Source organism: Prosthecodimorpha hirschii (genome assembly GCF_001305515.1).
GTDB lineage: Bacteria > Pseudomonadota > Alphaproteobacteria > Rhizobiales > Ancalomicrobiaceae > Prosthecodimorpha > Prosthecodimorpha hirschii.
On the sequence record NZ_LJYW01000001.1, the window covers coordinates 2856829 to 2879060 of the forward strand.

Genomic DNA, 22232 nt, shown 5'->3' on the forward strand with positions numbered 1-22232 from the left:
TTCCCATAGGTGTCAGAGACATGGAAAATCCGCAAACGGAATACCAAGAGGCATTCAGAATGCCTCTTGGTATCAGACCGGCGGCGTGCCGTAGGTGTGGAAGCTCTCCACCGTCTTCAGGCCCCAGGCCTGGCCCTTCTTGCGCTCGGTCTCGGTCCACACGACCGGCTTCCAGTCCGGCGCCAGGATCAGACGCGCGCCGGCATTGGCGATCTCGACGCGGTTGCCGCCGGGCTCGAAGACATAGAGGAAGAAGGTCTGCTGGACGGCATGCTTGTGCGGACCGGATTCGATCGGCACGCCGGCCTCCAGGAAGATGTCGGCGGCGCGCAGGATGTCCTCCCGGCTGTCGACCGCATAGGTCAGGTGGTGGAAGCGCCCCATCGAGCCGGTCGCGTCGCGCGTATAGGCAAAGTCGTAGCTCTTGTTGGTGAAGGTCATCCACATGCCGGCCTCGATGCCGCTGTCGAGCACGATCTGCTCGGTCAGCCGGCAGCCGAGATAGGTCTCGAAGAAGACCCGGTTGGCGGCGATGTCGCGGGCGAGGCAATTCAGGTGGTCGAGCCGGCGCACGTTGCAGCCGCGCGCCGGGAAGCGCTGGGCCTGGTTCTTGAGCGCGGGTCTGAGCGCGGGCGGGGCCTCGTAGCGGACGGTCTCGTAGTAGAGCTCGATGACGTGGCCGTCCGGGTCTCGGCAGCGGAAGGCCGGGCCGTGGCCGTCGTCGCCGTCGGTCCAGCCGATCGCGAATTCGGTGTCCCGGAGCGCCGCGACGCGCCTCTCCAGCGCCTGCGGGCTGCGCGCCCGGAAGCCCATATGGCCCATGCCGGGCTTCGCCGAGGCGGTCAGCTTGAGCGTGTGATACTCGTAGTCGTCCCAGCCGCGCAGGTAGACGCTGTCGCCGGACCGCCCGCTCTCGGTCATGCCCATCACGTCGACGAAGAAGTCCAGGCTCTCCTGCGGCTTCGGCGTCAGGAGTTCGAGATGGCCGAGATGGGCGATGTCGAGGATCGGTTCAGGCGACATGGGCGGGGCTCCGCTCCGATGGGGACGGGGGCGCGGACGGGGTCGCTGCCTCGGCGGCCCGGGCGGCAGCCGCGAAGGTCTCGTGGCGCACCGCGATCGCCTCGGCGAGCGCGCCGGACAGCCCGGCCTCGCGCATCATCACGGCGACCTCGCGCATTTCCGCGGCCCGGCGCACGCCGTGACGGGCGACGCGGGTCGGCATGACGGCGAGGATCTGCGCCCAGTCCATGCCCGGATAGGAGGCGGTCAGGCTGGCCAGCACGGCTGGCAGCACACCATGCTCGGCACCGGCGGCGGCGAGATCGACCATCAGCGCCTCCATGCCCTTGATGACGATCGACCGGCACAGTTTGGTGGCCGAGGCGACGCCGATGCGGTCGGCGACCGCGTCGATGCGCATGCCGAGCGGGTTGAGCCGGCCGGCCCATGCGGCGGCGCGTGGGCCCCCGGCCAGGATCGGCACGGCGATGCCGGGCTCGGCGACCGGCGCCATCACGGCCCATTCGACGAAATCGACCCCGCTGGGATCGAGCGCCGCGGCGACCTCGGCCTTGGTCGACGGCGAGACCGAGTTGAGGTCGACATAGGTCTGGCCGGGGGCCAGGGCCGGCGCGCATTGGCGGGCGGCCGTCACGGCCTGGTCGGCGGTGACGGCGGAAATCACCAGGGGCTGGCCGCGGCAGGCGCCGGCATGGTCGGTCGCCACAGTCGCGCCGAGCGTGGCCGCATCGGCCCTCAGGGCGGCACCGCGCGCGGAATCGTCGAACAGCCGGTCATAGACCGTCACGGCGACGCCCTGCCGGATCCATTGCCGGGCGAACAGCCGGCCGACCTCGCCGAAGCCGATCAGCGCGATGCGCTCGGTCATGTCAGTCCTCCGGGGTCCAGGCGACATAGGTCAGGCCGGCCTTGGCGAGCGGCTCGCGCATGCCGTAGAGGTCGAGGCCGAGCACGCCGGCGGCGAGCTTCTCGCGCTTGGAGGCCTCGTTGGCGAGCCGCGCCTCGCCGGCGATCGCGGTCGCCTCGGCCTCGCGGCGCGGCACGACCAGGACGCCGTCGTCGTCGGCCACGATCACGTCGCCGGGCTTGACCAGCGCGCCGGCGCAGACCACCGGCACGTTGACGGCGCCGAGCGTCGCCTTGACGGTGCCCTTGGCGGAAACGGCGCGCGACCAGACCGGGAAGCCCATCTCGGTCAAGGTCGCGACATCGCGGCAACCGGTGTCGATGATCAGGCCGATCACGCCGCGCGCCTTGAGCGCGGTGGCGAGCAGGTCGCCGAACATGCCGTCCGTGTTGTCGGCCGTGCAGGCGACCACCATCACGTCGCCGGGCCGGCACTGCTCGACCGCGACATGGATCATCCAGTTGTCGCCGGGCTGGGCCAGCACCGTGACGGCATTGCCGGCGATCGCCGCGCCGGGCCAGATCGGCCGCATATAGGGCTTCAGGAGCCCGGACCGGCCGAGCGCCTCATGGGCGGTGGCGACGCCGAGCACGGCGAGGCGGTCGGCGACGCCTTGGTCGGTGCGCGGGGTGCCGGTGACGACGACGGGCTTCATGCCAGCACCTCGACGATTTCGGGGAAGATGCGCTGATAGGCTTCGCCATAGGTCATGGCCTTGCCGGAATTCCGCCCGCCCTGGACGCCGCGGTTGAGCGCCACGCGGGTATAGTATTCCCAAAGATGCTTCTGGGCGGCCAGCACCTCGAAGGCCTTGCGCTTGGTCTCCCAGACCTCGTCGATATTGAGGATCACGTTGGGTTTGTAGTTGCACTGCTCGGGCTGATGCGGCTCGAACAGGAACACCGGCGGGGCCGCATAGGCGAGGTCCGGGTTCGGCTTGTGGCCGGCCGCCTGGGCGATGATGCGCGCCTCCTGGGCGAAGCGGGTCGCCTCCGGGTGGTCGACATTGTAGGGGTCTTCGAGCGAGTGGGTCAGCACGAAGGCCGGCTTGAGATCGCGGTAGATGTCGACCAGCCGGTCGAGCATCTCGGGCGTCGGGTGCAGCGGATAGTCGCCGGCATCGAAGAGCTCGATCTCGGCGCCGAGGGTGGCGGCGGCCCGCTCGGCCTCGTCGCGGCGCTGCGCCTTGACCTCGGCGAGCGAGACGCCGCCCTTCTTCCAGGCCCACTGGCTTTCGCCGCGCTCGCCGAAGGACAGGCAGACGATCTTCATCCGGTAGCCGCGGGCGGCATGCAGCGCGATCGCGCCGCCCGCGCGCCAGACGAAGTCGCCCGGATGGGCGGTGACGACGAGGCCGGTCTTGTCGGTGGCCATGGAACCCTCTGTGGATCGGATGCGAAGCAGGATCAGGCGGCGTCGCGGGCCGGCGCGGCGGCGGCCTCGGCGAGGTCCTCATGCGCGAAGGCGATGCCGTCGAAGAGCAGGCGCGCGGTGCGCAACAGGCCGGCGCGCTCGATGACCGGCGCCTCCGGGCTGCCGCCGACCGTCAGGACGACGCTGAATTCGCCGGTCGGATGCTCGATCGAGAGCGTCTTGTCGGCGCCGGCCGGGACTTGCGCGACCGCGGCGGCCGGGCTGCCCGGCAGCATGGCGGCGGTGGCGACGCTGACAGCGGCGAAGACGCCGATCGAGGCGTGGCACTCGTGCGGGATGAAGCTGCGCGTGGCGAGCGTGCCGCCGGCCGCCGGCGGCGCGACCAGGCACATCTTCGGCACGACCTTCTTCGACACGTCGCCGAGCCCCATCAGCCGACCGGCCTCGAGCCGGATCTCCTCCAGCCGCGCCTTGAGGTCCTGGTCCTTGTCGAGCAGGTCGCGCGGCTCCAGGCCGGTGCGTCCGACCGCAGCCGCGGCCAGCACCACGACCGGCATGCCGTTGTCGATCAGGGTGCAGTCGACGCCGGCGACCCGGTCGACGGCGTGACCGGTCGGCAGGAGCGCGCCGCAGACCGAGCCTTCGGTGTCCATGAAGGCGACCGCGATCGGCGCGGCCGTGCCCGGCACGCCGTCGATCCGCGCCGCGCCGCCGTAGCGCACGCGCCGGTTCGGCGTCTCGACGGTCAGTTCCGCCAGCGTGCCGGTGTTCAGCGTCAGCACCCGCACGGTGGTGCGGCCGTCGCTCGCGGCGATCAGCCCGCGTTCGATCGCGAAGGGGCCGATGCCGGCGAGGATGTTGCCGCAATTGGGCGTGTAGTCGATGCGCGCCTCGTTGACGAGGACCTGGCCGAACAGGAATTCCACGTCCGCGCCGGGCTTCGTCGAGCGGGCGACGATGGCGATCTTGCTGGTCAGCGGATGGGCGCCGCCGAGGCCGTCGACCTGCCGGCTGTCCGGCGAGCCCATCACCGAGAGGATCAGCCGGTCGCGCGCGGCCGGGTCGGCGGGCAGGTCGGCGGCGAGGAAATAGGCGCCCTTCGAGGTTCCGCCCCGGATCAGCATGCAGGGGACGCGCGGTTGCATGGCTCTCCTCCCGAACCTCGTTGTGACGGAGAGGAGTTCTGAGCCCGGATGCGTCATGCAGCAAATGCTTTGTTTGGCGCCTTTCATGAATGAGATTCAGGTATGCGCCGTCCCGCCCGGCTCATCCTCGTCGCCGTCGGCGGCATTCGGGCTGAACTCCTCGACCACGTAGCGGCGCAGCTCCTCGGCCAGCGGCGAGAGGGGCGCGGCCCGGCGCGAGACGATGCCGATCTGGCGGGTGACGCCCGGATTGCGTAGGCGCATGACATGCAGGTCGCCACGGTCGAGCGTGTCGAGGGCGAGGCGGGGCACCACGGTCATGCCGAGCCCGGCGCGCACCAGCGCGATGGCGGTCGCGACATGCTGGACCTCGTAGCGCCAGGACAGCTGTTCGCGCCGGCTGCCGAGCGCGTCGTCGATCATCATGCGGTTGCCGGTCTGCTGGCTGATGCGGATCAGCGGCACGCCCTCCAGCTCGGCCCAGCTGGCGGTCGGCCGCGCCGCGAAAACGTGATCGGCGCGGCAGACCAGCACGAAGGGTTCGCGCGCCAGGAGATCGACCTCGAAATCCCAGCGATGCGCGGCGAGCAGCGTGATGCCGAACTCGATCGTGCCTTCGGCGACATGGCGGGCGATCTCGGAGGCGGAATTGTCGTAGACCTGGACGGTCACGTCCGGATGGGCACGGCGGAAGCGCATCAGCACGGCCGGCAGGCGCCCGGCCGCGATGGTCGGCAGGCAGCCGACGGCGATGCGTTCCTGGCGCGCCTTGCCGGTGCCGCGCAGGTCCTCGAGCGAGGCCGCCAGGCCCTCGATGGTCGCCTTGACGCGCGGCAGCAGGTCGAGCCCGGCCGGCGTCAGCGCCACCTCGCGCGTGGTGCGCGCCAGGAGCCGGACGCCGAGATCGTCCTCGAGCTTGCGCATGCGGTGGCTGAGCGCGGTCTGCGACAGATTGAGATGGGCGGCGGCCTGCTGGAAGCTGCCGCGTTCCGCGATGGCCAGGAAGGCGTGCAGGCCGAGAAAGTCGATGCGCATGACGGCATTCCGTTACGGTCGATCGTTCCTATGAATCTATTTCATGAAAGGCACAAAACAAACCATTTGCTTCATTTGTCCGCATTCCAGCATCTAACCGCCGGAGGACCGGCCGGAAGAGCCGGACCGGGCGGGACGGAGCATGGCGCCGACAAGGCGGCCGCGGCATCCGATCCGCGCTCCGCTCCGAAAGCAACGACAGCGCTTTCCCTGGGATGAAACGCCGTGCAGATCGTCCTTCTACCGGGCCTTCTCTGTGACGCGAGCATGTGGAGCGGCCAGATCGCGGCGCTTCAGCCCCATGCCGACGTCGTGGTGGCCGATTTCTCGCAGCTGGACCAGATCGGCGCCATGGCCGAGGCGGCGCTGGCGCTCAGGGACGGCCCGATCGTCGCGGTCGGCCATTCGATGGGTGGCCGGGTCGCGCTGGAGATGGTGCGCCGGGCGCCGGAGCGGATCGCCAAGCTGGTCCTGCTCGATACCGGCGCGCGACCGCGCCGCGAGGGCGAGGAGGCGACCCGGCAGGTGCTGGTCGATCTCGCCGACCGGGACGGCATGGCGGCGCTGGCCGCGCGCTGGCTGCCGCCGATGGTGCACGAGGACCGCATCGGCGATGCCGGCCTGATGGAACCGCTCGGCGCCATGGTGCTGCGCGCCACGCCGGAGCAGCATCGCCGCCAGATCCGCGCCCTGCTCGACCGGCCCGATGCGCTGCCGCAATTGGGCGCCATCCGCTGCCCGACCCTGGTCATGGTCGGCCGGCAGGACCGCTGGAGCCCGCTCGCCCAGAACGAGGAGATCGCCGCCGCGATCCCGGGCGCCGAACTGGTCGTCATCGAGAACAGCGGCCACATGGCCCCGGCCGAACAGCCCGCACAGGTGACCGCCGCGCTCCTGCGCTTCCTCGGACTGCCCGAGACGCCCGCCGACAGCATCCCGGCCGTGCCGCTGTTCGACCGCGCCCGCTCGCGGCGCGGCTACCGGATCAACAAGATGGCGATGGGCCTGTCCAGGCCCGAAAACCGCGCCGCCTTCCTGGCCGGCGAGGAGGCCTATCTGGACCGCTTCGGCCTCTCCGCCGAGGAGAAGCGGGCCGTGATGGCGCGCGACTGGCGCGAGATGGTCCGGCTGGGCGGCAACCTCTTCTTCATTCTCAAGATTTCCGCCGTGGACCCGGTCCGCATCACCGAGATCGGGGCACATCAGGCCGGCATGGACCACGACACGTTCCTGCGCGAGCGACTGGGGAAGCGATAATGGCCAAGCTGATCGGAGGTCTCGGCACCTCGCATGTGCCCTCGATCGCCGCCGCGATCGACAAGGGCCTGGCCGGCACGGACGCCTGGAAGCCGTTCTTCGACGGCTATGTTCCGGCCAAGGAGTGGATCGCCCGCGCGAAGCCCGACATCGCCGTGGTGATCTTCAACGATCACGGGAATTCGTTCTTCCTCGACCGCGTGCCGACCTTCGCGGTCGGCTGCGCGGAGGAGTATCGCCCGGTCGACGAGGGCTGGGGACCGCGCCCGATCCCGCCCTTCGAGGGCGCGGCCGACTTCTCCTGGCACCTGATCGATACGCTGGTCGACAGCCGCTTCGACCCGATGATCTGCCAGGAGATCGAGGTCGATCACGGCCTGCAGGTGCCGCTGGAGCTGTTCTTCGGCCGCCCGGAGGCCTGGCCGGTCCGGGTGGTGCCGATCTTCGTCAACGTGATCCAGTATCCGATCCCGCTGCCGAGCCGCTGCTACGAGATGGGTCGGGTGCTGCGCCAGGCGATCGAGTCCTGGCCGGGCGACGAGCGCGTCGTGGTGATCGGCACCGGCGGCCTGTCGCACCAGCTGCAGGGCTCGCGCGCCGGCTTCGTCAATCCGGAGGCGGACCGCGCCTTCCTGAAGGACATCGCGACCGATCCGGACCGCCTGGCCGCCATGTCGCGCGAGCGCTACGTCGAGATGTTCGGCAGCGAAGGCGCCGAGCTGATGATGTGGCTGGTCATGCGCGGCGCCATGGACCGCGACGTGGTCGTCCGCCACACGCACTATTTCGTGCCGGCCTCGATGACCGGCGCCGGCATGATCGTGATGGAGAATGCCGCCACGGCCGAGGAAGCCGACCCGGTGGCGCCGTCCCCCGGCCCAGAGGCGCCGGCGACCGACCCGGAGGTGCAGGCCGCATGAGCACGACCTTCTGGCTGATGGTCTGCCGGCACCGGCCCGGCCTCGACGCGCTCCGCGCCGCCCACCGCGACGCGCACCGCGCCCATGTCGCCTCCGGCGGCGGCGGGCTCGCCCGGGTCCTGGTCGGCAGCGCCACCACGGCCGAGGACGGCGCCAGCCCGACCGGCAATTTCGGCATCCTGGAGGCCGCCTCGCGCGAGGCCGCTGAGGCTTTCGCGGCAGCCGACCCCTATGCCCTGGCGGGCCTCGTCGAGACGATCGAGATCACGCCGCTTTCGGCGCAGTTCCAGGCGCATCGGATCGATCCGATGACGCCGCGCGCCGCCTGAAGTCGAAATCGGAACGAAGCCGGCCGGTACGATCCGGACCGGCTCCCATCGGGAGGAAGACGATGCACAGACGGACCCTGCTCAAGACCGGTGTGGCCGCCCTCGCGGTTGGCCTCGCCGCCATGCCGGCGCGCGCGGAAGAGACCGTGAAGATCGGCCTGATCCTGCCGCTGACCGGCCCCTTTGCCTCGACGGGCCGGCAGATCGACGCGGCGGTCAAGCTCTACATGGCGCAGAACGGCGATACCGTCGCCGGCAAGAAGCTGCAGCTGATCGTCAAGGACGATACCGGCGTCGCCGACGTGACCAAGCGCATGGCGCAGGAACTGATCGTCAACGAGAAGGTCGCGGTGCTGGCCGGCTTCGGCCTGACGCCGCTGGCGCTGGCCACCGCCCCGCTGGCGACGCAGTCGAAGACCCCGCAGGTGGTCATGGCGGCCGCGACCTCGATCATCACCGAGGCCTCGCCCTTCGTCGTCCGCACCAGCTTCACCGCCGCCCAGGCGACCGTGCCGCTCGCCGAATGGGCGTCCAAGAACGAGATCAAGAAGGTGGTCTCGATCGTTTCCGACTACGGCCCGGGCATCGATGTCGAGAAGTCCTTCTCGGAGACCTTCACCAAGGCCGGCGGGACCATCGAGAACCTGCGCGTGCCGCTGGCCAATCCGGACTTCGCGCCCTTCCTGCAGAAGGTCGCCGATGCCAAGCCGGACGCGCTGCTGGCCTTCGTGCCGTCCGGCGTCGGCGCCCAGTTCATGCGCCAGTTCGTCGAGCGCGGCCTGGACAAGAGCGGCATCAAGCTGATCGCCGAGGGCAGCGTCACCGACGACGACCTCCTCAACGGCGTCGGCGACGTGGCGCTCGGCGTGGTCACCTCGCACCACTATTCGGCCGCCCATGACAGCGCCGAGAACAAGGCCTTCGTCGAAGCCTTCAAGAAGGCGGCCGGCTTCCGCCCGAACTTCATGGCCATGGGCGGCTATGACGGCATGCACCTGATCTACGAAGGCCTCAAGAAGACCAACGGCGCCGGCGGCGAAGCGCTGGTGACCGCCATGAAGGGCATGAGCTGGACGAGCCCGCGCGGCCCGGTCTCGATCGACCCGCAGACCCGCGACATCGTCCAGAACATCTATGTCCGCAAGGTCGCCCGCGTGAACGGCGAACTCTACAACGTCGAGTTCGCCACGACGCCGAACGTCAAGGACCCGGTCAAGGCCGCCAAGGCCAACTGACCGGCCGCTCCCCCCACGACACGACTGGGTCGGGCCCACGGACCCGACCGCTTCTCCAGGCCCGATCCCGCAAGCCCGCCCTGCCCCCCGCCTTTCGGCGGGGTGGTTTCCGCACATCCGAATCGACCTGTACACAGGAAGACCGCCGGAGCCGCTGACAAGGCGTCGCACCCTGCGTAGAAACCCGCAATTTCCGTTGAATTTTTCCAATGTCTGTATACAGTCCCTGACCAGGGAGGAACGACAATGACCGAGACCAAGACGTTCCCGTTGAATGCCTGGTACGCCGCCGCCTGGGGCCACGAGGTCAAGCGCGACCTGACCGCCCGTACGGTCTGCGGCAAGGACATGGTGCTCTACCGCAAGGGCGACGGCACCGCGGTGGCGCTGGAGGATGCCTGCTGGCATCGCCTGTTGCCGCTCTCGATGGGCCATCTGCGCGGCGACGAGGTGGTCTGCGGCTATCACGGCCTGGTCTTCGATGCCGGCGGCCGCTGCACCTACATGCCGGCGCAGAAGACGATCAATCCGTCGGCCTGCGTGCGCGCCTTCCCGGTCGTCGAGCGCCACCGCATGATCTGGGTCTGGCCGGGCGATCCGGCCTTGGCCGACCCGGCAAAGATGCCCGATTTCCACTGGAACGACGGCACCGAGTGGATCGGCGAGGGCGGCACCTTCTATTCCATGAAGTGCGACTACCGGCTGGTCATCGACAACCTGATGGACCTGACCCACGAGACTTATGTCCATGCCGGCTCGATCGGCGACGACGCCATCACGGCGACGCCGTTCGACGTGACCCATACCGATCGCTCCGCGACGCTGACCCGCTGGATGATCGACATCGAGCCGCCGCCCTTCTGGGAGAAGCAGCTCGGCCGGCCCGGCAGCCGCGTCGACCGCTGGCAGATCATCACCTTCCAGGCTCCGACCATCATCTCCGGCGATGTCGGCGTGGCCGTGCACGGCACCGGCGCACCGGACGGCGACCGCCGGCAGGGCGTCAACGGCCATTTCCTGGCCGCGATCACGCCCGAGACCGCGACCACCTGCCACTATCACTGGAATTTCGTCCGCACCTTCCACAAGGAGGACGCGGCTCTGACGGCGACCCTCACCAAGGCCCATGTCAACGACGGCAAGGGGCTCTACGACCAGGATTTCGAGGTCCTGGAGGCGCAGCAGAAGGCGATCGACCGCAATCCGCGCATGCCCTTCTACAATCTCAACATCGACGCCGGCGCGCTCTGGGCGCGGCGTCTGATCGACCACATGATCGAGGCCGAGAGCCCCGGTTCGGCCTTCCGTCCCGGCGTGGCGGCGGAGTGAGCCGATGGCCGAGACGATCGAATGGCGTGCGGCGCGCCTTGCCGCCGCGCGCGACCTGACGCCCGACATCCGCCTCATCGAGATCGAGACCGACGGCGCCTTCGTGCCGCCGGCCCCGGGCAGCCACATCAATGTCGCCGTGCAGATCGGCGAGCGCGCCGACCGCCGGTCCTATTCGGTGGTCGGCCCCTGCCAGGACGGCCGCTACCGGATCGCGGTCAAGCGCCTGCCCGAGAGCCGCGGCGGCTCGGCCTACATGTGGAGCCTTGCGCCCGGCGCCCGGCTGACCGTCTCCACCCCCGGGAACCATTTCGCCCTGTCGCCGCACCGGCCCGACTATCTGCTGGTCGCCGGCGGCATCGGCATCACGCCGATCTACTCGATGGCGCTGGCGCTGCAGGAGGCCGGCGTGCCGTTCCGGGTGCTCTACGGCGCGCGCGGCCGGGCCGACCTCGCGCTCGCCGACGATCTCGCCGAGCGGATCGGCGGCCGGCTCGAGTGCTTCGTCTCCGACGAGGGCCGCCGGATCGGCTTCGCGGCCGAGATCGAACGGCTGGCGCCGGGCGGCGAGCTCTATGTCTGCGGCCCGATCGGCATGCTGGAGGACGCCAAGTCCGCCTGGGCGGCGAGCGGCCGGCCGGTCGGCGGCTTGCGCTTCGAGACCTTCGGGTCGAGCGGCCGCTTCGCCACCAAGGGCTTCACGGTGCGCATCCCGCGGCTCGGCCGCGAGATCGACGTGCCGGCGAACGCCTCCATGCTGGATGCCCTGGAGGCTGCCGGGGTCGAGATGATCTCGGATTGCCGGCGCGGCGAATGCGGGCTGTGCGCGCTGACCATCCTGGACAAGGACGGCATCGTCGACCACCGCGACGTGTTCTTCTCCGACGAGGAGAAGGCGAGCGACGCCAAGCTGTGCACCTGCGTGTCGCGGGTGGCCGGCGGGTCGATCACGGTCGACACCGCGGACAGGATGGCGCCATGACCCGCGCCGCGGCCCCGGTCATCGAGAAGTCGCCGTCGCAGACCCTGAAGGCCCAGCTGCTGCTGCGCGATCTGATCGTGCAGGGCGCGCTGAAGCCGGGCGAGCGGGTGTCCGAGCTGCAGATGGTCGACCGGCTCGGCATGTCGCGCACCCCGATCCGGGCCGCGCTGGTGCGGCTCGAACAGGAAGACCTGCTCGAGGCGCTGCCGTCGGGCGGCTTCGCCGTGAAGGCCTTCTCGGAGCGCGACTTCGCCGAGGCGATCGAGATCCGCGGCACGCTCGAAGGCCTCGCGGCCCGGCTCGCGGCCGAGCGCGGCGTGCGCCCGGCCCAGCTGCGCGAGGCAAGGGCCCTGCTGGCCGAGCTCGATACCGTGGTCCGGCGCGAGACGATCGAGATCGACGTGTCGCTCTATGTCGAACTCAATGCCCGCTTCCATGCGCTGGTCATCGCCATGGCGGGCAGCACCGCGCTGGCGCGGCAGATCGAGCGGGCGAGCGCGCTGCCCTTCGCCTCGCCGAGCGCCCTGGTGCCGGTCCAGACCCGGTCGCCGGAATCCCACCACATCCTGACCATCGCACAAGACCAGCATCGCTGCGTGATCGCAGCGATCGAGCGCCGCGAAGGCAGCCGGGCGGAGGCGATCATGCGCGAGCATGCACGGATCGCGCACCGCAATCTCGAGCGCGCCTTCGCCGACCAGCGCGACCTCGCGCTGGTCCCGGGCGCCGCGCTGATCCGGAGGGCCGAGGTCTAGCCTGGCGTGGGCGGCGGGATTCGAGCGACCGATCGATACGCCCTGGCGAGCCGGTCCGGCGCTATTCTACAAGGGACGTCCCGCCGACCCTCCGGGCCGGCCAAGAAGCGGCTCGAGCCGCCGCAAAGGCCGAAGCGGCCACGACAACCAAGGAGGACACGCATGCACCGCAGAACCCTATTGGCGCTCGCCGCCGCCGGTCTCGCCGCCACCAGCCTTGCCGGCACCACCGTCGGTGCCCAGGCGCAGGAGATCTTCAAGATCGGCCTGATCCTGCCGATGACCGGCGCCTCCGCCTCGACCGGCCGGCAGATCGAAGCCGCCGCGAAGCTCTACATGGCGCAGAACGGCGACACGGTCGCGGGCAAGAAGGTGCAACTGATCGTCAAGGACGATACCGGCGTCGCCGACGTGACCAAGCGCCTGGCCCAGGAACTGATCGTCAACGACAAGGTCGGCGCCGTCGCGGGCTTCGGCCTGACCCCGCTCGCCCTCTCGGTCGCCCCGCTCGCCACCCAGGCCAAGGTGCCGCAGGTCGTCATGGCCGCCGCCACCGCGACCATCACGGAGGCCTCGCCGTTCATCGTCCGCACCAGCTTCACGCTGCCGCAGGCGACCCAGCCGATGGCCGAATGGGCCTCGGCCAACGGCATGAAGAAGGTGGTCACGCTGGTCACCGACTACGGTCCGGGCATCGACGCCGAGAAGACCTTCACGGCGACCTTCACCAAGGCCGGCGGAACGGTCGAGAACATGCGCGTGCCGCTCGCCAATCCGGACTTCTCGCCCTTCCTGCAGAAGGTCGCCGACGCCAAGCCGGATGCCCTGTTCGTGTTCGTGCCGTCGGGCTACGGCGCCCAGTTCATGCGCCAGTTCACCGAACGCGGCCTCGACAAGAGCGGCATCAAGCTGATCGGCACCGGCGACGTGACCGACGACGATCTCCTCAACGGCATGGGCGACGCCGCGCTCGGCGTGGTCACCTCGCACCACTATTCGGCCGTCCACGACAGCGCCGAGAACAAGGCCTTCGTCGCCGCCTTCAAGAAGGCGGCCGGCTTCCGCCCGAACTTCATGGGCGTCGGCGGCTATGACGGCATGCATGTGCTCTACGAGGGCTTGAAGAAGACCAACGGCGTCGGCGGCGAGGCCCTGGTCAATGCCATCAAGGGCATGGCCTGGACCAGCGTGCGCGGCCCGGTCTCGATCGATCCGCAGACCCGCGACATCATCCAGAACGTCTATATCCGCAAGGTCGAGAAGGTCGACGGCGAACTGCACAATGTCGAGTTCGCGACGATCCCGAACGTCAAGGATCCGGTCAAGGCCGCCAAGGCCAACTGATCCGAGCGGGTCGGCATCCGGCGCCGGCCATGTGCCGCCGCCGGGTCGATCCCCCGCCCCACCCGGTTCGGGGCGGACACCCGGGGCGGATGGGTACCATCCGTCTCGATCGAACCACCAGACGGGCGCCCCGGCCGGACCGGCGGCGCCCCTCCTGCCCCGCGCGGAGGCTTCCGGTGCTGACCATCCTGTTCGACGGCGTCGCCTACGGCATGCTGCTCTTCGTGCTCGCCTGCGGATTGGCGATCACGCTCGGGCTGATGAACTTCGTCAATCTCGCCCATGGCGCCTTCGCCATGGCGGGCGGCTACGTCACCGCGATCCTGATCAACCGCTGGGGCCTGCCCTTCCTGGCCACCCTGCCGTTCGCCTTCCTGGTTCCCGCCGCGATCGGCCTGGTGCTGGAACGGACGCTCTATGTCCGCCTCTATCACCGCGGCCACCTCGACCAGGTGCTGTTCTCGATCGGCCTGGTCTTCATGGCGGTGGCGTCGGTCGACTGGACGATGGGATCGCAGCAGCAGTTCGTGACGCTGCCGTCCTGGCTGAAGGGCCGGGTCGACATCCTCGGCGTCCAGGTCGGCCTCTACCGCAGCTTCATCATCGTGGTCTGCAGCGTGCTGGTGGTCGCCCTGCAGCTGGTGCTGGCCAAGACCCGCTTCGGCAGCCGGCTGCGGGCGGCGGTCGACGACCCGCGCGTCGCCCGCGGCCTCGGCATCAACGTCTCGGCCATCTTCGCCGTCACCTTCGCGTTCGGCTCCGGCCTCGCCGGCCTCGGCGGCGCGCTGGGGGCGGAGATCCTCGGCCTCGACCCGACCTTCCCGCTGAAATTCATGATCTACTTCCTGATCGTGGTCACGGTCGGCGGGACCACCAGCCTGACCGGTCCGTTCCTGGCCTCGATCCTCCTCGGCGTCGCCGACGTGGCCGGCAAATACTACGTGCCGAGCTTCGGCGCCTTCGTCATCTACTCGCTCATGATCGTGGTCCTGGTCCTGCGCCCGCAGGGTCTGTTCGCCCGCGCCCGCTGACATCAGGACCGCACCATGTCGCACGCCTCCGCCGACAGCTTCGTCCAGAGCGGCATCGTCGCCCGCACCCTCGCCCGGCGCGGCCGCTGGCGGGCGCCGGAGATCCTGTTCTGGCTCGCCGCGCTCGCCTCGATCTGGCTCCTGCCGGACCGGCACCTGATCCTGAACGAGATCGCCATCATCGGCCTGTTCGCCGTCTCGCTCGACCTGATCCTCGGCTATGCCGGCATCGTCTCGCTCGGCCATGCCGCCTTCTTCGGGCTCGGCGCCTACACGGCCGGGCTGATCGCCAAGCATTTCGCGCTCGATCCGCTGATCGGGCTCGTCGGTGCGGCCGCGACCGCGGCGGCGCTCGGCTGGGTGACCAGCTTCCTGGTGCTGCGCGGTGCCGACCTGACCCGCCTGATGGTCACCCTCGGCGTCGCCCTGATCCTGGCCGAAGTCGCCAACCAGGCCGCATGGCTGACCGGCGGCGCGGACGGCCTGCAGGGCGTGATCATGCCGGCCATTCTCGGCCGCTTCGAATTCGACATCTTCGGCACCACCGCCTATGTCTACAGCCTCGCGGTGACCTTCGTGCTGTTCGTGATCGCCCGGCGCATCGTGGTCTCGCCGTTCGGGCTGTCGCTGCGCGCCATCCGCGACAATCCGCTCAGGGCGCGCGCCGTCGGCATCCCGGTCAACGCCCGGCTGATCGCGGTCTATACGCTGGCCGCCGCCTATGCGGGCGTGGCCGGCGCGCTGCTTGCCCAGACGACCCAGTTCGTCTCGCTCGACGTGATCGCCTTCCACCGCTCCGCCGACGTGCTCCTGGTGCTGGTCATCGGCGGCACCGGCTATCTCTATGGCGGGCTGGTCGGCGCCGTCGTCTTCAAGCTGCTGCAGGATTGGCTCGCCAGCATCACGCCGCAATACTGGCTGTTCTGGATCGGCCTGATCCTGATCGTCCTGGTGCTGGCCGATCGCGACCGCCTGACCGCCCGGCTCACCGCCGCCTGGCGCGCCCGCGCGCCTGGGCCCGCCGGCGGGGCTGGGCCCGCAAACGGCCCCCACGCCACCCCCGCCTCCGGAGAGCGCTGAGATGGCCCCCGCTCTGGAAACCCGCGGCTTGGTGCGCCGTTTCGGCGGCCTGATCGCCACCGACCATGTCGATTTCCGTCTGGAGACCGGCGCCCGCCACGCCCTGATCGGCCCGAACGGCGCCGGCAAGACCACCTTCGTGAACCTGCTGACCGGCGTCCTGCCGCCGTCGGCCGGGCAGATCCTGCTCGAAGGCGCCGACGTGACCCGGCTCCGGTCCGACCTGCGCGTCCGCCGCGGCCTGTCGCGCACCTTCCAGATCAACCAGCTGTTTCCGACCATGACGCCGCTGGAGACGATCGGCCTCGCCGTCTCCGAGCGGATGGGATCCGGGCGCGACTGGTGGCGGGTGATCGGCAGCAAGGCCGCCGTCACCGACGAGATCCTGGAGATCGCCGAACGCTTCCGGCTGACCGAGGTGCTCGGCGAGCCGACCCGCACGCTCGCCTACGGCAAGCAGCGGCTTCTGGAGATCGCCGTCGCCTTCGCGTGCCGGCCGCGCGTGCTGCTGCTCGACGAGCCGGCCGCCGGCGTGCCGGAAGCCGAGCGACAGGAACTGCTCGCCACCGTCGCGGCGCTGCCGCGCGACGTGTCGGTGCTCCTGATCGAGCACGACATGGACCTCGTCTTCTCCTTCGCCGACCGCATCTCGGTGCTGGTAAACGGCGCGCTGTTCACCGAAGGCAGCGTCACGGAAGTCGCCAACGATCCGCGCGTGCGCGCCGTCTATCTCGGGGAGAGCCTGGATGGCTGATCTACTGCGGCTCGACCGGGTCGCCGCCGGCTATGGCGAGGCGCTGGTCATTTCCGGCATCGACCTGACGCTGGGCGAAGGCCGCGCGCTCGCCGTGCTCGGCCGCAACGGCACCGGCAAGACGACGCTGCTCAACACCATCGTCGGCGTCACCCGCCATCGCGGCGGCCGGATCGCGCTCGGCGGGCAGGACATCACGGGGCTCAGACCGGACCGGCGCGCCCATGCCGGCATCGGCTGGGTGCCGCAGGAGCGCAACATCTTCAAGTCGCTGACGGTGGAGGAGAATCTCACCGCCGTGGCGCGGCCGGGGGCCTGGACGGTCGAGCGCGTCTACGGCCTGTTCCCGCGCCTCAAGGAGCGCTGCCGCAACCTCGGCAACCAGCTTTCGGGCGGCGAGCAGCAGATGCTGGCGGTCGGCCGCGCGCTGGTGCTCAATCCGCGCCTGCTCCTGCTCGACGAGCCGACCGAGGGCCTGGCGCCGATCATCATCGAGGAACTGCTGGCGGCTCTGAAGCGGATCATCCGCGACGAGGGCATGGCGGCGATCGTGGTCGAGCAGCATGCCCAGAAGATCCTGGGCGTGACCGACGATGCGGTCATCCTCGACCGCGGCGCCATCGTGCATGCCGCGCCGAGCCGGACGCTGATCGACGATCCCGCGCCGCTGGAGCAGCATCTCGGCGTGACCGCCCGCAAGAGCCCCGGCCGCGCCGCCGCGCATTGACCGAACAAGAGAAACCAGACAGGGAGGATATCTGATGCAACGCCAGACGCCGCCGTTCCGGGCCGACATGGTCGGCAGCCTCTTGCGCACCGCGCCGGTCAAGGCCGCGCGCGAGAGCCATGCCGCCGGCACGCTCGACGATGCCGGCCTCAAGGCCGTCGAGGATGCCGAGATCGTCAAGCTGATCGCGCGCCAGGAGGCTGTCGGCCTCAAGGGCGTCACCGACGGCGAGTTCCGCCGCGCCTTCTGGCATTTCGACTTCCTGGAACGGCTCGACGGCGTCACCTCGGTCACCGCCGATTCCGGCATGAACTTCAAGGGCGGCGTCGGCATCGCCAAGGCGCTGCGCATCACCGGCAAGGTCGGCTGGCCCGGCACCCACCCGATGATCGAACATTTCACCTTCCTGCGCGACCATGTCGGCCCCGGCTCGACGCCGAAGATGACCATTCCGGGCCCGAGCATGCTGCACTATCGCGGCGGCCGGAAGATGATGAATCCCGGCATCTACGACGACATGGACGGCTTCTACAACGATGTCGGCACGGCCTATCGCGGCGCCGTCGACAGCTTCTACGCGGCCGGCTGCCGCTACCTGCAGCTCGACGACATCTCGTTCGCCTATCTGTGCGATCCCGAGCAGCGCGAGATGCTGCGCGCCCGCGGCGACGACCCCGAGAAGCAGCCGGACATCTATGCCGGCATGGTCCGGACGGCGCTGGCCGCCAAGCCCGCCGACCTCGCCATCACGATGCATCTGTGCCGCGGCAACTTCCGCTCCACCTTCATCGCCTCGGGCGGCTACGAGCCGGTCGCCGAGGTGCTGTTCAACGCCATGCCGGTCGACGGCTATTTCATGGAATGGGATAGCGACCGCGCCGGCGGCTTCGAGCCGCTGCGCTTCCTGCCCAAGGGCAAGTTCGTGGTGCTCGGCCTCGTCACCTCCAAGACCGGCACGCTGGAGAAGAAGGACGACATCCGCCGCCGGATCGACGAGGCGTCCCGCTACGTCCCGCTCGACCAGCTCTGCCTCTCCCCGCAATGCGGCTTCGCCTCGACCGAGGAGGGCAACATCCTGGCCGAGGACGAACAATGGGCGAAGCTCGCCATGATCGTCGAGATCGCCCGCGAGGTCTGGGGCTGAGGGACCGGCCGACGAACCGGGACGGGACGCGTTCGCACGTCCCGTCCGCACCGGCTCAATCGGGGAGGACTGGGACGACCGGTCAGGCCTCGACGGCGCTGAACCGAATCCGGCCGCGGCCCTGCTCCGCCGCGCGCGGGCGGGCGACGATCTCCACATCCCGGTCGAAGGCCGTCAGGAAGGTCATCAGCCGGTCGACCGAGTATTCGCGAAAATGCCCTTTGAACAGGCGGGACACCTCCGGCTGGGAAATCCCCATGAGGGTCCCGGCCTTCGCCTGGGTCAGCTTGCGTGCGCCGGTCAGGCGATAGATCTCGGCCACCAGCTGGGCCTTGAGGAAATGCGCTTCGGCATCCGGCAGGCCAAGGTCGGCGAACAGGTTGTCGGTTCCCTCGGTCACCTCGATCGGCTCCGCAGTCATGATGGGGTCTCCCGCTTCATCCTGTTGGCGTGGTCCGCTTCGGCATCCTTCAGGCGCTTTCTGATCAGATCGATGTCGGTCTGCGGCGTCTTGATGCCGCTTTTCGACTTCTTCTTGAAGGCATGCAGGACATAGATGACGCTTTCGAAACGGGTCGTGTAGACGGCCCGGTAGGTATCACCGTCGAAGTCGTCGATCAGTTCGACCGTTCCGCCGGACAGTCCCTTCAGTGTCTTGGCCGAAGGAGGACGTTGGCCGGTCTGAGCCAGAAACAGTTCGAATCCGAAGGCCTCCTGCACGGCAGGCGGAAAGGCCCCATAGTCCTTCCGGCAGGACCCGATCCAAACCAACGAACGGCTGGGTCGTGGAAGCCTCTCCATCGCAGGACGGTCCTCCAGCCTGCCCGGTCAGGACGCGGCTCGCCGCGCTCCGATCCCGGCACTATGAGTATAAACTCATGACGAAATCAAGCCGCCGGATCTACGGGCGCACAGACACCGGCCACGGCCGGTGACGCCGGCAAGGCCGACCGGGACCCGGGCTCAAACTCCCGGGGAAGCCAGGGCGGGACCCGACGTTTCGGACGCAGGACGGAGCGATCCTGCCTTCCATCCCCTCCAAGCTCGCACCCGCCCCGCCCGCTCAGATGCGCGCGACGATGCTCTTCAGCTTGCAGTAGCCGCGCAGGCCTTCGAGGCCCTTTTCGCGGCCGAAGCCGGACTTGCGGTTGCCGCCGAAGGGCACCTCGATGCCGCCGGCGAAATATTCGTTGATGTAGACTTGGCCGGCGTCGACGGCGCGGGCGAAGCGGAAGGCCTGGCCGAGATCGGCCGTGTAGATGCCGGCGACCAGCGCATAGGGGGTCGCGTTGGCGGCCGCGATGGCGGCGTCGAGATCGTCGACCACCGTCACGGCGAGGACCGGGCCGAACACCTCCTCCTGGACGATCGGGTCGTCGAGGCCGCGCGCGAGCACCACCGTCGGCGCGAAATAGTGGCCGGCCTCGCAGCCGTCCGGGTGGCAGATCGCGCCGCCGGTCAGGATCGTGTTGCCGGCCCGGCGTGCCGCCGCCACATGGGCGTCGATGCGGGAGAGATGCAGCGCGGAATTGACCGGCCCCATGTCGGTCGCGTCGTCGAGCCCGTGGCCGAGCCGCAACCGCGCGATCCGGCCGAGCAGCGCCTCGATGAACGGGTCCGCGACGGCGCGCTGCAGGATCAGGCGCGATCCGGCCGAGCAGATCTGGCCGGCATTCTCGAAGATCGCCTCCATCACGCCGTCGAGCGCGCGGTCCCGGTCGGCATCGGCCATCACGACCAGCGGCGACTTGCCGCCGAGTTCCATGACCGTGCGGGTGACGTTGTCGGCCGCCGCCTTGATGACGCCGATGCCGGTCGGCACCGAGCCGGTGAAGGTGATGTGATCGACGCCCGGATGGGCGACCAGCGGCGCGCCGGCCTCGCGGCCCGTGCCGGTGACGACGTTGAGCACGCCGGCGGGCAGGCCCGCGCGGGCGAGGATGTCGGCCAGCATCAGCGCGGTGAACGGGGTCTGCTCGGCCGGCTTCGCCACCACCGTGCAGCCGGCGGCGAGCGCCGGCGCGATGCCGCGCGCCGCCGTGGAGATCGGATAGTTCCAGGGGATGATCTGCGCGGCGACGCCGACCGGCTCCCAGACGGTCAGCCCGACATGGTCGGCATCGAGCGGCAGGCTGTCGCCCTGCAGCTTGTCGCAGGCCCCGGCATAATATTCGAAGCAGCGCGCCACCCCGCGCACGTCGCCCTCGGCTTCCGCCAGCCGCTTGCCGGTATCCAGGCATTCGACCACTGCCAGGCGGGCGGCTTCCGCGCGCACGATCTCGGCCGCGCGCATCAGGATGCGGCCGCGCTCGGCCGGGCTCATGCGACGCCAGGCGCCGCGCGAGGCCTTGCCGGCGCTCGTCACCGCGCGCTCGACATCGGCGGCGTCGCCGGCGGCGAAGCGCGCGAAGGGCCGGCCGAAGCCGGGATCCTCGCTGTCCATGAAGCGGCCGGCGGCCGGCGGCACGAAGGCACCGTCGATGAAATGGCCGTCCGGCAGGCCGGCGAGCGTGCCCGTCGTGCGGGCCTCGGCGACCAGCGCGTCGCGTGATCCGGCACTCATGACGCCACCTCGCTCACCTGATAGTCGGCCTTGTCGAGCCAGGCCGGCTCGATCTCCAGCCCCCAGCCGGGCTCGGCCGGGATGTCGACCATGCCGTCGCGGGCGACCAGCGGATTGCGCAGCAGGCCGACCTCCCACGGGTAGTAGTCCGGCCCCTCGATCGAGAATTCGACATAGGGTCCGGCATTCGGGATGGCGCCCATGATGTGCAGGGTGAAACAGGTGACCAGCGACTGGTTGGCGGAATGCGGCGTCACCGGCAGCCCCGCCGCGGCCGCCATGCGGGCGACTTCGAGCATGCGGCAGACGCCGCCGACATAGCACACGTCCGGCTGCACCACGTCGACGACCCGGTTTTCGGTCATGTAGCGCCACAGCGTCAGGTCGCAGTCCTGCTCGCCGCCGGTCACGTCGAGGCTGAGGGCGCGCGTCACCTCCGCGGTCCAGTGGTGCATCCAGTAGGGGCAGGGCTCCTCGAAATGCACGACGCCGTGGTCCTGCAGCCTGTGGCCGACCTCGATCGCCTTCTTGGGCGAATAGGCGCTGTTGCCGTCGACCAGCAGGATGGCGTCGTCGCCGAGCGCCTTGCGCACCATCGGCACGATGGCTTCGGTGCGGCCCGGCCATTCGTCCTGGTCGTGGCCGCATTCCCGGCCGACGCGGAACTTGAAGGCCTTGTAGCCGTGCCGGTCGCGCAGCCGCGGCAGCCGTTCGGCCTCCGCCTCGGGGGTGATCTCGCCGCGCTTCATGCTGGAGGCATAGACCGGGAAGGGGCGCGGCGTGCCGCCGAGCAGTTCGCAGACGCTCTTGCCGGCCCGCTTGCCGGCCAGATCCCACAAGGCGGTGTCGAGCCCGGTCAGGGCGCGGAACAGATAGGAGCTGGGAAACTTGTGCTCGCGCTCGGGGATCAGGGCGACCAGGCCGGCAATGTCGGTCTCGTCGGCGCCGAGCGCATGGGGGGCGATCTGGCGGTGGAACACCGTGGCGGTGATGTCGGCATTGTAGGCCGACATCTGACCCCAGCCCTGCCGGCCGTCCTCGCTCGTCACGCGAACGAAGCCGACTTGGCGATTGGCGAAGGTCTCGAGCTTCTGGATCCGCATGCCGCCTCCCGGAGCCCGGCGCATCTCCGTCGAAATGCTCCGGCTCCCTGCCTCGGGTTGGCGCCGGCCGTCGGGGACGGAGCGGCGCAGTTCGGGATGGGCCGCCCCATGCCGATGCCGCGGACTTTAGTCTGGATTGGACTGCAACTAAGGTCCATTCTGGACAAAGCAACGGACCAATCGAACGCAGGATCG

At 69.7% G+C, this 22232-nt stretch carries 23 protein-coding genes; 13 read left to right on the forward strand and 10 right to left on the reverse strand.

Annotation, left to right across the window (positions count from 1 at the left end):
* Positions 1–72: 72 nt before the first annotated feature.
* The 6 genes from ABB55_RS12475 to ABB55_RS12500 all read right to left on the reverse strand — a co-directional run bounded on the left by ABB55_RS12475 (position 73) and on the right by ABB55_RS12500 (position 5484).
* Positions 73–1023: a catechol 2,3-dioxygenase gene (locus ABB55_RS12475; protein ID WP_054359094.1), complete on the reverse strand. Its 951-nt coding sequence runs from the start codon at positions 1021–1023 to the stop codon at positions 73–75.
* Complete coding sequence (locus ABB55_RS12480) at positions 1013–1891, reverse strand: NAD(P)-dependent oxidoreductase (protein WP_054359095.1); 879 nt, start codon at positions 1889–1891, stop codon at positions 1013–1015. Before ABB55_RS12480 ends, ABB55_RS12475 begins: the two co-directional genes overlap by 11 nt.
* 1 nt (position 1892) lies before the next feature.
* Positions 1893–2585, reverse strand: a complete 693-nt coding sequence (locus ABB55_RS12485; RefSeq protein ID WP_054359096.1) for a 4-carboxy-4-hydroxy-2-oxoadipate aldolase/oxaloacetate decarboxylase — start codon at positions 2583–2585, stop codon at positions 1893–1895.
* Positions 2582–3304 carry a PIG-L deacetylase family protein gene (locus tag ABB55_RS12490; RefSeq protein ID WP_054359097.1) on the reverse strand — a complete coding sequence of 241 codons (723 nt, stop codon included), beginning with the start codon at positions 3302–3304 and terminating at the stop codon, positions 2582–2584. Before ABB55_RS12490 ends, ABB55_RS12485 begins: the two co-directional genes overlap by 4 nt.
* A 32-nt stretch (positions 3305–3336) precedes the next feature.
* The gene (locus ABB55_RS12495; RefSeq protein ID WP_054359098.1) at positions 3337–4449 is read right to left on the reverse strand and encodes a 4-oxalomesaconate tautomerase; all 1113 of its coding nucleotides are present in this window, start codon (positions 4447–4449) and stop codon (positions 3337–3339) included.
* Positions 4450–4545: 96 nt separating this feature from the next.
* Complete coding sequence (locus tag ABB55_RS12500) at positions 4546–5484, reverse strand: LysR family transcriptional regulator (protein ID WP_054359099.1); 939 nt, start codon at positions 5482–5484, stop codon at positions 4546–4548.
* Between the two features lie 225 nt (positions 5485–5709).
* Between ABB55_RS12500 and ABB55_RS30620 the strand changes: the two genes are divergently transcribed.
* From ABB55_RS30620 to ABB55_RS12565, 13 genes are all read left to right on the forward strand, one after another.
* Positions 5710–6741 carry an alpha/beta fold hydrolase gene (locus tag ABB55_RS30620; protein WP_244472027.1) on the forward strand — a complete coding sequence of 344 codons (1032 nt, stop codon included), beginning with the start codon at positions 5710–5712 and terminating at the stop codon, positions 6739–6741.
* Positions 6741–7661 (forward strand): class III extradiol dioxygenase family protein, encoded by a 921-nt coding sequence (locus ABB55_RS12510; protein WP_054359100.1) that lies wholly within the window; start codon positions 6741–6743, stop codon positions 7659–7661. Before ABB55_RS30620 ends, ABB55_RS12510 begins: the two co-directional genes overlap by 1 nt.
* Positions 7658–7990, forward strand: coding sequence for a YciI family protein (locus ABB55_RS12515; RefSeq protein WP_054359101.1), 333 nt, complete (start codon positions 7658–7660; stop codon positions 7988–7990). The genes ABB55_RS12510 and ABB55_RS12515 overlap by 4 nt, the downstream gene beginning before the upstream one ends.
* Positions 7991–8052: 62 nt before the next feature.
* Positions 8053–9225 carry an ABC transporter substrate-binding protein gene (locus ABB55_RS12520; RefSeq protein ID WP_054359102.1) on the forward strand — a complete coding sequence of 391 codons (1173 nt, stop codon included), beginning with the start codon at positions 8053–8055 and terminating at the stop codon, positions 9223–9225.
* Positions 9226–9471: 246 nt separating this feature from the next.
* Positions 9472–10554, forward strand: coding sequence for an aromatic ring-hydroxylating dioxygenase subunit alpha (locus ABB55_RS12525; RefSeq protein ID WP_054359103.1), 1083 nt, complete (start codon positions 9472–9474; stop codon positions 10552–10554).
* Positions 10555–10558: 4 nt separating this feature from the next.
* Positions 10559–11536: a PDR/VanB family oxidoreductase gene (locus ABB55_RS12530; protein ID WP_054359104.1), complete on the forward strand. Its 978-nt coding sequence runs from the start codon at positions 10559–10561 to the stop codon at positions 11534–11536.
* Positions 11533–12291 carry a GntR family transcriptional regulator gene (locus tag ABB55_RS12535; protein ID WP_054359105.1) on the forward strand — a complete coding sequence of 253 codons (759 nt, stop codon included), beginning with the start codon at positions 11533–11535 and terminating at the stop codon, positions 12289–12291. The genes ABB55_RS12530 and ABB55_RS12535 overlap by 4 nt, the downstream gene beginning before the upstream one ends.
* A gap of 162 nt (positions 12292–12453) precedes the next feature.
* Entirely contained in the window at positions 12454–13635 is a 1182-nt protein-coding gene (locus ABB55_RS12540; RefSeq protein ID WP_054359106.1) for an ABC transporter substrate-binding protein, read from the forward strand.
* A gap of 176 nt (positions 13636–13811) precedes the next feature.
* Complete coding sequence (locus tag ABB55_RS12545) at positions 13812–14666, forward strand: branched-chain amino acid ABC transporter permease (protein WP_244472028.1); 855 nt, start codon at positions 13812–13814, stop codon at positions 14664–14666.
* Between the two features lie 15 nt (positions 14667–14681).
* Positions 14682–15746 (forward strand): branched-chain amino acid ABC transporter permease, encoded by a 1065-nt coding sequence (locus tag ABB55_RS12550; RefSeq protein ID WP_083463572.1) that lies wholly within the window; start codon positions 14682–14684, stop codon positions 15744–15746.
* Position 15747: 1 nt separating this feature from the next.
* Positions 15748–16500: an ABC transporter ATP-binding protein gene (locus ABB55_RS12555; protein WP_054359107.1), complete on the forward strand. Its 753-nt coding sequence runs from the start codon at positions 15748–15750 to the stop codon at positions 16498–16500.
* Positions 16493–17227: an ABC transporter ATP-binding protein gene (locus ABB55_RS12560; protein WP_054359108.1), complete on the forward strand. Its 735-nt coding sequence runs from the start codon at positions 16493–16495 to the stop codon at positions 17225–17227. The genes ABB55_RS12555 and ABB55_RS12560 overlap by 8 nt, the downstream gene beginning before the upstream one ends.
* A 34-nt stretch (positions 17228–17261) precedes the next feature.
* Positions 17262–18371 carry a 5-methyltetrahydropteroyltriglutamate--homocysteine S-methyltransferase gene (locus ABB55_RS12565; RefSeq protein ID WP_054359109.1) on the forward strand — a complete coding sequence of 370 codons (1110 nt, stop codon included), beginning with the start codon at positions 17262–17264 and terminating at the stop codon, positions 18369–18371.
* Between the two features lie 82 nt (positions 18372–18453).
* Here ABB55_RS12565 and ABB55_RS12570 read toward each other — a convergent pair whose 3' ends face one another.
* The 4 genes from ABB55_RS12570 to ABB55_RS12585 all read right to left on the reverse strand — a co-directional run bounded on the left by ABB55_RS12570 (position 18454) and on the right by ABB55_RS12585 (position 22037).
* The gene (locus tag ABB55_RS12570) at positions 18454–18792 is read right to left on the reverse strand and encodes a helix-turn-helix domain-containing protein (protein WP_054359110.1); all 339 of its coding nucleotides are present in this window, start codon (positions 18790–18792) and stop codon (positions 18454–18456) included.
* Positions 18789–19172 (reverse strand): type II toxin-antitoxin system RelE/ParE family toxin, encoded by a 384-nt coding sequence (locus tag ABB55_RS12575; RefSeq protein ID WP_054359111.1) that lies wholly within the window; start codon positions 19170–19172, stop codon positions 18789–18791. The genes ABB55_RS12570 and ABB55_RS12575 overlap by 4 nt, the downstream gene beginning before the upstream one ends.
* Before the next feature lie 262 nt (positions 19173–19434).
* Positions 19435–20934: an aldehyde dehydrogenase family protein gene (locus ABB55_RS12580; RefSeq protein WP_054359112.1), complete on the reverse strand. Its 1500-nt coding sequence runs from the start codon at positions 20932–20934 to the stop codon at positions 19435–19437.
* Positions 20931–22037: a mandelate racemase/muconate lactonizing enzyme family protein gene (locus tag ABB55_RS12585; RefSeq protein WP_054359113.1), complete on the reverse strand. Its 1107-nt coding sequence runs from the start codon at positions 22035–22037 to the stop codon at positions 20931–20933. Before ABB55_RS12585 ends, ABB55_RS12580 begins: the two co-directional genes overlap by 4 nt.
* Positions 22038–22232: the final 195 nt, after the last annotated feature.